An 8,924-nucleotide genomic window follows, 5' to 3' on the forward strand; every position below is an offset into this window, starting at 1 on the left:
GCCCGGTTGTTGTGTGCGGCTCCGTTGCGCCTGCGGCGGGCGGGGGATGCCCGCCGCAGGCGCAACGGAGCCGCACACAACAACCGGGCCGCAAGAGGCACGCCAAAGGGCCGGGCCCCGAGGGAGGTGACTCCCTGGGGGCCCGGCCCTGTGTCGTGCTGCCGTCGCGCCAGCGACTAGTTGTCGTCCTCGTCAATCAGGAACCCACGCATCGGCGTCGGCGCCTGCTGCAGCGGCGCCGGCCCCTGCGGCCGCACCGGTGCCATCGGCTGCGTCATGGCGGGAGACATCTGCTGCTGGCCGCCGTACGTCGGGTTCTGCCCGCCGACGCCGCCCATGCCCTGCCCGCCGTAGCCCTGGCCGCCGCCCATGGTGCCGGCACCGGCCGTGGCCATGCCGCCCATGGTGCCGCCGCCCATCGTGCCGCCCATCCCGCCGGAACCGGAGGACAGGGACGCGGCCGCGGGGGTGCGCGGCGGGGCGAGCGAGTCGTCGGCCTGGTTCTCCAGCTGACGCAGCTGGCTCTCCAGGTACGACTTCAGGCGCGTGCGGTACTCGCGCTCGAAGCCGCGCAGGTCCTCGACCTTCCGCTCCAGCGTGGCGCGGGCGGACTCCAGGGAGCCCATGGCCACGCGGTGCTTCTCCTGCGCGTCCCGCTCAAGGGCGTCGGCCTTGGCGCGGGCGTCGCGCTCGAGGCCCTCGGCGCGGCTGCGGGCCTCGCCGACGATCTTGTTCGCCTCGGCGCGCGCCTCGGCGATCGCCTGGTCGGCCGTCTGCTGGGCGAGCGAGAGCACACGGGCGGCGCTGTCGCCACCGGGGCCCTGCTGCTGCATCGGGTGACCGGGACCACCCATGGGGTGCTGGCCGTGCTGGCCCATCGGGCCGGGACCCATGGGACCGCCCTGCATCGGGCCCTGGCCCATCGGACCCTGACCCATCGGGCCTTGGCCCATGTGGCCCTGACCCATGGGACCCTGACCCATCGGGCCGGGACCCATGGGACCGCCCTGCATCGGACCCTGGCCCATCGGACCGGGGCCCTGCTGTGCGCTGGGCCCGGCGGGCAGGGCGAGGCCACTGCCGGGTCCCTGGGGACCGGGGCCGCCCATCTGCTGGGGCGGCACCGGCTGGGGTCCGGATATGGCGGCGGGCACGGGGGCCCCGGGACCGCGGCCGTCCTGCGGCTCGGGCTTGCGCATGCCCTGCTGCTGGTTCTGGGCGGCGGCACGGGTCGCCGCGGCCAGCTTGGCGCGCAGGTCCTCGTTCTCGCGGAGCAGTCGGGTCAGTTCCGCCTCGACCTCGTCGAGGAAGGCGTCCACCTCGTCCTCGTCATAGCCTTCTCGGAGGCGGACGGTCGTGAACTGCTTGTTCCGCACATCCTCGGGGGTCAGTGGCATCTCTTCACCTCAACGTGATCGTCGACATATCGGGAGCCCGCATCGGTCATCCTCGCAAGCCCCCTACGACGGTGAGCAGGATGTACACGATGATCATCAATACGAAGAAGGACAGGTCGAGCGCCACGCCCCCGAGACGCAGCGGCGGGATGAACCGCCGCAGAAGCTTGAGTGGCGGATCGGTGACAGTGTAGGTGGCCTCCAGGACGACCACCATGGGCTTCCCAGGCTGCCACGATCGAGCGAACTGGAAAACATAGTCCATCACCAACCGGAAGATCAGGACGAGCAGGAAACACATCAGCGCGATCCACAGCACCTGGAGTGCGATGTCCATCGCGCTTCCCTCTCCCTTGCTCGTCCATGGCCCTCACGGCCGGTTTCGTACGGTTGCGTATCTCAGCTCTGATTGAAGAACCCGCCCTCGGCGATGCGGGCCTTGTCCTCCGCCGTGACATCGACGTTAGCAGGCGACAGCAGAAACACCTTCTGCGTCACCCGCTCGATGCTGCCGTGCAGCCCGAAGACCAGCCCGGCGGCAAAGTCGACAAGTCGCTTCGCGTCCGTGTCGTCCATCTCCGTCAGATTCATGATCACCGGCGTGCCCTCGCGGAAGTGTTCCCCGATCGTACGGGCTTCGTTGTACGTCCGGGGGTGGAGTGTCGTGATCCGGTACGGCTCTCGTTCCGACACGACCTTAGGCATGATCACCGGCGCGTTCTTCTCCAGGCTATGGCGTTCTTGTGTGATGGATGCCACTGCGGCGATCCGTGGTTCCCGGGGGGCCGGCGCGTGCACGATGCGTGCCGGTTCCTCCGGTTGTGTCTGATGTGGTGGCTGGTGGGACTGGTGCGGTCGGCGGGAGCGCTCCGGCTCGGGTTCCGGTTCGAACTCGTCGTCGGGGTCGAAGCCCGGGCCGTCGTACCCGTCGTCCTCCACGAGGCCGAGGTAGACCGCCATCTTGCGCATCGCGCCGGCCATGCTCTGCGTCCTCTCAGCGGGGAAAGACCATATTTTTTGTGTGGTCCGACTTGTTTGGTGACGTTACCCGAGCCCGGTCCGGACTCCGAGTACCGCGCTACCGATGCGTACGTGTGTCGCACCGGCGGCGATGGCCTCTTCGAGGTCCGCGCTCATCCCTGCCGAGACCATGTTTGCAGCCGGATGCGACGCGCGCAGGCAGGATGAGATTTCCGCCAGCCGATCGAAGGCGGCGCGGGGTTGACCCGCGTACGGCCCCGCCAGCGGTGCGACCGTCATCAGTCCGTCAAGGCGCAGCCCGGGGGCGGCCGCGACGGTTTCGGCGATCCCTTCGACGGCATCGGGTGCGATTCCGCCGCGGGCGCCCTGCGCCCCGGCCTCGGCGTCGAGCGCGACCTGGACCAGGCAGCCGAGCTCGCGGTCGGCCCGCTCGGACTTCATGACGGCCGCGGAGAGCGCGTCGACCAGCCGGAGGCGGTCGACCGAGTGCACGACGTCCGCGTAGCGAACCACCGAGCGCACCTTGTTCGTCTGCAGCTGGCCCACGAAGTGCCAGGTCAGCGGCAGGTCCACACAGGCCTCCGCCTTGGGGGCGGCGTCCTGGTCGCGGTTCTCCGCGACCTGGCGGACGCCGAGCTCCGACAGGATCCGCACGTCGCTCGCCGGGTAGGTCTTGGTGACCACGATCAAGGTCACCTCGTCCCGCGGCCGGCCGGCCGCCGCGCAGGCCGCCGCGACGCGCTCCTCGACCGCGGCCAGGTTCCCGGCCAGCTCGGCCCTTCGCTCTTGCGTACGGTCAGTCACTCGGGCCGTCCAGCCAGACATATCCCGCGAGTCGTCCGGTGGTCCGCTCACGGCGGTACGAGAAGTGGTCTCCGGACTCCATCGTACAAATATGGGATTTCTCACCCACCGGGACACCCAGTCGGGCAAGTTGGGCGTGCACTCCGGTGGCGATGTCCAGGGAGGGGGTGCCCCAGCTGGTGGTGGCACGGGCCTCGGGGACGGCGGCGGCGACCTCGTCGCGCATCGCCTCGGGCACCTCGTAGCAGGCGCCGCAGACCGAGGGGCCGGTCATCGCGGTGATCCGTTCCGCGCGGGCGCCGAGGCCGACCATGGCCTCGACCGCCGCCGGGACGACCCCGGCCAGCAGACCCGGGCGGCCGGCGTGGGCCGCGGCCACCACCCCGGCGTGCGCGTCGGCCATCAGGACCGGGACGCAGTCGGCGGTCAGTACCGCGAGGGCGAGTCCGGGCCGGGTGGTGACGACGGCGTCCACCTCCGGGACCCGGCCGTCGCCCCAGGGGGCGGCGACCACGGCGACGTCGTTGCCGTGCACCTGGTTCATCCACACCACCCGGGCGGGGTCGAGGCCCAGCCCGCGTGCGGCGAGGTCACGGTTGGAAAGGACGGCGGCCGGGTCGTCACCGACCGCGCCGCCGAGGTTGAGGCTGTCGTACGGAGCGGCGCTCACCCCTCCCCACCTGTCGGTGAAGGCGAAGTGGGCGCCGCCCGGACGTGCGTGGTTGAGCGTTATCACGTGTGACTGTGCTTACTTCAGGAAGTCGGGTACGTCGAGTTCCTCGGCGGCGGTGTCCTGGTACGGACGCGCCGGGGGAACCTGCGGGGCGATCGGCTGGGCCGGCACCTCGGCGACCGGCTCCGGCTTCGGCCCCTCCTCACGCTGGGTGACGCTGCCCAGGCCGCTGAAGGCCGGGCGGGCCGGCTCGGCGGCCGGGGTGGCCGGACGGGCCGGCGACGAGGAGGAGTTCTCCTCGCGGGAGGCGTACGAGCCGAGCACCTTGTCGCGGTTGCGGGTCGGCGGCTGCCCGCCGTCGAAGCCGGCCGCGATGACGGTGACCCGGACCTCGTCGCCGAGGGCGTCGTCGATGACCGCACCGAAGATGATGTTGGCCTCGGGGTGGGCGGCCTCGCTGACCAGCTGGGCCGACTCGTTGATCTCGAACAGGCCGAGGTCCGAGCCACCGGAGATGGAGAGCAGTACGCCCCGGGCGCCGTCGATGGACGCCTCCAGCAGCGGCGAGGAGATGGCCATCTCCGCCGCGGCGACCGCGCGGTCGTCCCCGCGGGCCGAGCCGATGCCCATGAGGGCCGAACCCGCCTCGGACATCACGGACTTCACGTCGGCGAAGTCGAGGTTGATCAGACCGGGGGTGGTGATCAGGTCGGTGATGCCCTGGACACCGGAGAGCAGCACCTGGTCCGCGGAGCGGAAGGCGTCCAGCACGCTCACCTGGCGGTCCGAGATGGACAGCAGCCGGTCGTTCGGGATCACGATGAGGGTGTCGACCTCGTCGCGCAGCCCGGCGATGCCGTCCTCGGCCTGGTTGGCCCGGCGGCGTCCCTCGAAGGTGAACGGCCGGGTGACCACACCGATGGTGAGGGCGCCCAGCGTGCGGGCGATGTTGGCCACGACGGGCGCGCCGCCGGTACCGGTGCCGCCACCCTCGCCCGCGGTGACGAAGACCATGTCGGCGCCCTTGAGTACCTCTTCGATCTCCTCGCGGTGGTCCTCGGCGGCCTTCCGGCCGACGTCCGGGTTGGCCCCGGCGCCGAGTCCACGCGTGAGTTCACGGCCGACGTCCAGCTTGACGTCGGCGTCGCTCATCAGCAGGGCCTGTGCATCGGTGTTGATCGCGATGAACTCGACGCCCTTGAGACCGACCTCGATCATCCTGTTGATGGCGTTCACGCCACCGCCGCCGATGCCGACGACCTTGATGACTGCGAGGTAGTTCTGCGGTGCTGCCACGTCGAAGGCCTCTCGCCTCGAGTTACGTATACCTGTGGGGACCGTCGGGAAGGCCGGCCGATCCGAACCCTAACCCTGAGGTTTAGGGTTACCAGTATGTCTGTCCCGCACTGTCTTTGGGACAGGACACTAAATCGACAAGCGGTTCGCGTTCAACGAACACGCCGAACCTCCCGTTTTTCTTTTGACCCTATGTGATCACGCCAGAGCCGGACCAACCAGGGTGTCGAACAGAAGGCTGGGACGTCAACCGTCCGACGCAGCAGGGGATGTTGGGGCGCTCACGTCGAAGAACTCGGCATCGTGCTCGACTTTCATCAGCGCCGTGAGGGCAACCGCTTTCTCCGCCCCTCGATCCGCGCTCCCCCACATCACCGCACGTCCACCGGTCAGTTCGACCGTAATGTCGTCATATGAGCGCACATCGATGAGCTGTGCGTCCCGGTATGCGACCTTCGGCAGGTCCGCCGCGACCTGAACCGCCGCCGCCAATAGTCGTTTTGTCCCAAAAAGACGATAGCTCGCGGAGTCGCGATCAGGCCTCAATTCGATGATGGGCACGCCCTTGAGAGGAGTGTCCCGCTCGTCGAACCGGAAGCCCTCCGCGTCGACTTCGACGAAGAACCCGTCACCTTTCACAAGGGCGGCGGGAGTTCGCTCCGTCACTTTCAGTGTGATCGCGTGCGGCCACGAACGCTCCACTTCCACGGCGGAGATGCGCGGCAGCCGCGCCTTCAGCCGGCGGGCGATCATGTCCGTGTCCACGGAAACCAGCGGCCCGTTGAGGGGCACCTGCGCGGCGTCGCGCACCTCGTCGGGGTGGAGCACGTCCGTGCCCGTCACGCGGACCTGCGTCGCGCGCAGCCAGGCGGAGCCGTACAACAGCCAGGTGCCCGTGCCGCCCAGCACGGTGGCCGCGGCGAGCGCCGTCAGGACGATGAGGCGCCGGCTCCGCCGCGGCGGGCGCTCGGTCCCGCCGTCCTGCTCGCCGGCCGCCTCGACGGTCGTCGGTACGGCCACGTTCGCCTCCGGGGTCGTCGGAACTGCCTTGCGCTTCCGGGCAGGCTAGTCGTCGTGCTGGGTGCCCGGGCGGCCGCGCGCCGCCCGGCGGGCCGGGCCTCCTCCCCCGTGACCCCAACGGAGCACGGGGGACCCCCGGCGTCGCCCGCCGGGGGTGCCGGAGGTGCCCGGCCGGCACCGGGGTTCAGCCGCGGCGGGCGGCGATCGCCTCGTAGACCATGCCGACGAGCAGCTCGTCGGCATGCGGGCGGCCGAACTCGGCCGCGGCGCGCGACATTTCGTACAGGCGGTGCGGATCGGTCAGGACGGGCAGCACGTTGCCGAGCACCCATTCCGCACTGAGGTCCGCGTCGTCGACGATGACGCCGCCGCCCGCCTTGACAACCGGCTGCGCGTTCAGCCGCTGCTCGCCGTTGCCGATCGGCAGCGGGACGTACGCGGCCGGCAGGCCCACGGCGGAGAGCTCGGCGACGGTCATGGCGCCGGCCCGGCAGAGCATCATGTCGGCGGCGGCGTAGGCGAGGTCCATCCGGTCCAGGTAGGGGACCGGGACGTACTGCGGCATGCCGGGCATGTTGTCGGCGTGCGGGAGCTCGTTCTTCGGGCCGACCGCGTGCAGGATCTGGACGCCGGACTGCTGCAGGCGCGGGGCGACGGAGGCGATCACCTCGTTGAGCCGCCGGGCGCCCTGGGAACCGCCGGAGACCAGCAGGGTCGGCAGGGTCTGGTCGAGGCCGAAGGCGGCACGCGCCTCCGCGCGGACCGCGGCGCGGTCGAGGGTCGCGATGGACCGGCGCAGCGGGATGCCGACGTAGCGGGAGTGCCGGAGCTTGCTGTCCGGGGTGCTCACGGCCACGTAGCCGGTGTAGCGGGAGCCGATCTTGTTGGCGAGGCCCGGGCGGGCGTTGGCCTCGTGCACCACGATCGGCACGCCGAGCCGTTTGGCGGCCAGGTAGCCGGGCAGGGCGACGTAGCCGCCGAAGCCGACGAGCGCGTCGGCCTTGGTCCGCTCCAGGATCTGCTCGGCGGCCTTGATGGTGCCGCGCAGCCGCCCCGGGACGGTGATCAGCTCGGGGGTGGGCTTGCGCGGCAGCGGGACGGCCGGGATGAGCGCCAGATCGTAGCCGCGTTCCGGCACCAGCCGGGTCTCCAGACCCCGCTCGGTGCCGAGTGCCGTGATCCCCACGGTCGGGTCCTGCCTGCGCAGGGCGTCGGCGAGCGCGAGCGCGGGCTCGATGTGGCCGGCGGTCCCCCCACCGGCGAGTACGACATGCACCGAAATTCACCGCTCTCCGGACGGTCGCCGTCTGACGAACCGCCTCATCGTCCGTGTCATTGCCCCCGGCCAGTAGCCGGGCCCCCGCGCGTTGAGTGCCGCTCGCGCGGCGGGCTCGCTCCTCGCGAAGGAGATGAGCAGCCCGATCGCGAACATGGTCGGCAGGAGGGCCGAGCCCCCGTAGGAGAACAGCGGGAGCGGGACACCGGCGATCGGCAGCAGGCCGAGCACCGCACCGATGTTGACCACGAACTGCGCCGTGATCCACGTCGTCACGCCTCCCGCGGCAAACCTGACGAAGGGCTCCTCCGTACGACCGGCCACGCGGATACCCGCATAGCCTAGAGCCGCGAAGAGGACGAGCACCGACAGCGTCCCCGTCAGCCCCAGTTCCTCCCCGGTCACGGCGAAGATGAAGTCGGTGTGCGGCTCGGGCAGTTGACCCCATTTTTCCACGCTCGCGCCGAGTCCGGAACCGAACCATCCGCCCGAGGCGAGGGCGTAGATCCCGTGCACGGCCTGCCAGCAGCCGCCACCGGGAGTGACGTCGGTGGCCCCGATGCAGGCGAGCCGGTCCATGCGGTTGCCGCTGGTCTTGATCAGCAGGAAGCCGATCATCCCCGCGACCCCCAGCACACCCGCGAACAGGCGGGTGGGGGCGCCGGCGATCCACAGCAGGCCGAACAGGATCGCGGTGAGGATGATCGCGGTGCCCATGTCACCGCCGAGCATGATCAGGCCGAGCAGCAGGAAGGCCACCGGCACCAGCGGGATCAGCAGGTGCTTCCACTGGACGAGGAGCTTGAGGTCCTCCTTGCGGGCCAGCAGGTCCGCGCCCCACAGGACGAGCGCGAGCTTGCCGAACTCACTGGGCTGCAGCTGGAACGGGCCGCCGAGGTAGAGCCAGTTCTGGTTGCCGTTGACGGACTGCCCTATCCCCGGCACCTGGACCAGGGCCATGAGGAAGACCGAGCCGACGAGCAGCGGGTAGGACAGCGCCCGGTGCAGCCGCACCGGCACCCGCGAGGCCGCGACGAGCAGGCCGGTGCCGAGCACGGCGGCGAACAGCTGCTTGCGGAAGTAGTACGTGGACGGCAGCCCGTATTCCAGCGCCTTGATCTGCGAGGCGGAGAAGACCATCACCAGGCCGAGCACGGTGATCAGCAGGCTGCTGCCGAGGATGACGTAGTACGCGGTCAGCGGGCGGTCCCAGGTCCGCATGGCGCGGTCCAGGACGACCCTGGCGCCCCGCAGCGCGCTGCCCCGCGACGCCTTCCCGCCGGGGCGGGCACCCCCGCCGGGAAGGCGTCCCGCGGCAGCGCGCTGCGGGGCGCCAGGGTCGTCCTGGACCGCGCCATGCGGACCTGGACCCGCGCGCTGACCGCGTACTACGTCATCCTCGGCGGCAGCCTGCTGATCGCCCTGCTCGTCTTGGTGAAGGTCTTCTCCGCCTCACAGCTAAAGACGCTGAAATAAT

General features: G+C 70.5%; 9 protein-coding genes. All 9 read right to left on the reverse strand.

The features are described 5' to 3' along the window. Positions 1-176 precede the first annotated feature (176 nt). Entirely contained in the window at positions 177-1,397 is a 1,221-nt protein-coding gene (locus PV350_RS41005) for a DivIVA domain-containing protein (protein WP_499511355.1), read from the reverse strand. A 46-nt stretch (positions 1,398-1,443) separates the two neighbouring features. Continuing rightward, the gene (locus PV350_RS41010) at positions 1,444-1,734 is read right to left on the reverse strand and encodes a YggT family protein (protein WP_018557120.1); all 291 of its coding nucleotides are present in this window, start codon (positions 1,732-1,734) and stop codon (positions 1,444-1,446) included. Positions 1,735-1,796: 62 nt separating this feature from the next. Then, complete coding sequence (locus PV350_RS41015; protein WP_018557119.1) at positions 1,797-2,378, reverse strand: cell division protein SepF; 582 nt, start codon at positions 2,376-2,378, stop codon at positions 1,797-1,799. Positions 2,379-2,441: 63 nt separating this feature from the next. Further along, a complete protein-coding gene (locus PV350_RS41020; protein WP_499511356.1) occupies positions 2,442-3,182 on the reverse strand; it encodes a YggS family pyridoxal phosphate-dependent enzyme in 741 nt (246 codons plus the stop codon). Continuing rightward, positions 3,175-3,915, reverse strand: coding sequence for a peptidoglycan editing factor PgeF (gene pgeF, locus PV350_RS41025; protein ID WP_499516803.1), 741 nt, complete (start codon positions 3,913-3,915; stop codon positions 3,175-3,177). Before pgeF ends, PV350_RS41020 begins: the two co-directional genes overlap by 8 nt. Before the next feature lie 15 nt (positions 3,916-3,930). After that, positions 3,931-5,151, reverse strand: coding sequence for a cell division protein FtsZ (gene ftsZ / locus PV350_RS41030; protein WP_499511357.1), 1,221 nt, complete (start codon positions 5,149-5,151; stop codon positions 3,931-3,933). 246 nt (positions 5,152-5,397) lie between these two features. Next, positions 5,398-6,171, reverse strand: coding sequence for a cell division protein FtsQ/DivIB (locus PV350_RS41035; protein WP_500338493.1), 774 nt, complete (start codon positions 6,169-6,171; stop codon positions 5,398-5,400). 184 nt (positions 6,172-6,355) lie between these two features. Beyond that, positions 6,356-7,447 carry an undecaprenyldiphospho-muramoylpentapeptide beta-N-acetylglucosaminyltransferase gene (gene murG / locus PV350_RS41040; RefSeq protein ID WP_499511359.1) on the reverse strand — a complete coding sequence of 364 codons (1,092 nt, stop codon included), beginning with the start codon at positions 7,445-7,447 and terminating at the stop codon, positions 6,356-6,358. 6 nt (positions 7,448-7,453) lie between these two features. Next, positions 7,454-8,701 carry a putative lipid II flippase FtsW gene (ftsW, locus tag PV350_RS41045; protein ID WP_500338494.1) on the reverse strand — a complete coding sequence of 416 codons (1,248 nt, stop codon included), beginning with the start codon at positions 8,699-8,701 and terminating at the stop codon, positions 7,454-7,456. Between the last annotated feature and the right edge of the window lie 223 nt (positions 8,702-8,924).

This window comes from Streptomyces sp. PA03-6a (assembly GCF_033792765.1).
Classification (GTDB): Bacteria; Actinomycetota; Actinomycetes; order Streptomycetales; family Streptomycetaceae; genus Actinacidiphila.

Coding starts and splice junctions, on each gene's coding strand:
- PV350_RS41005 (WP_499511355.1), bottom strand. CDS start 1,397: ATGCCACTGACCCCCGAGGATGTGCGGAACAAGCAGTTCACGACCGTC.
- PV350_RS41010 (WP_018557120.1), bottom strand. CDS start 1,734: ATGGACATCGCACTCCAGGTGCTGTGGATCGCGCTGATGTGTTTCCTG.
- PV350_RS41015 (WP_018557119.1), bottom strand. CDS start 2,378: ATGGCCGGCGCGATGCGCAAGATGGCGGTCTACCTCGGCCTCGTGGAG.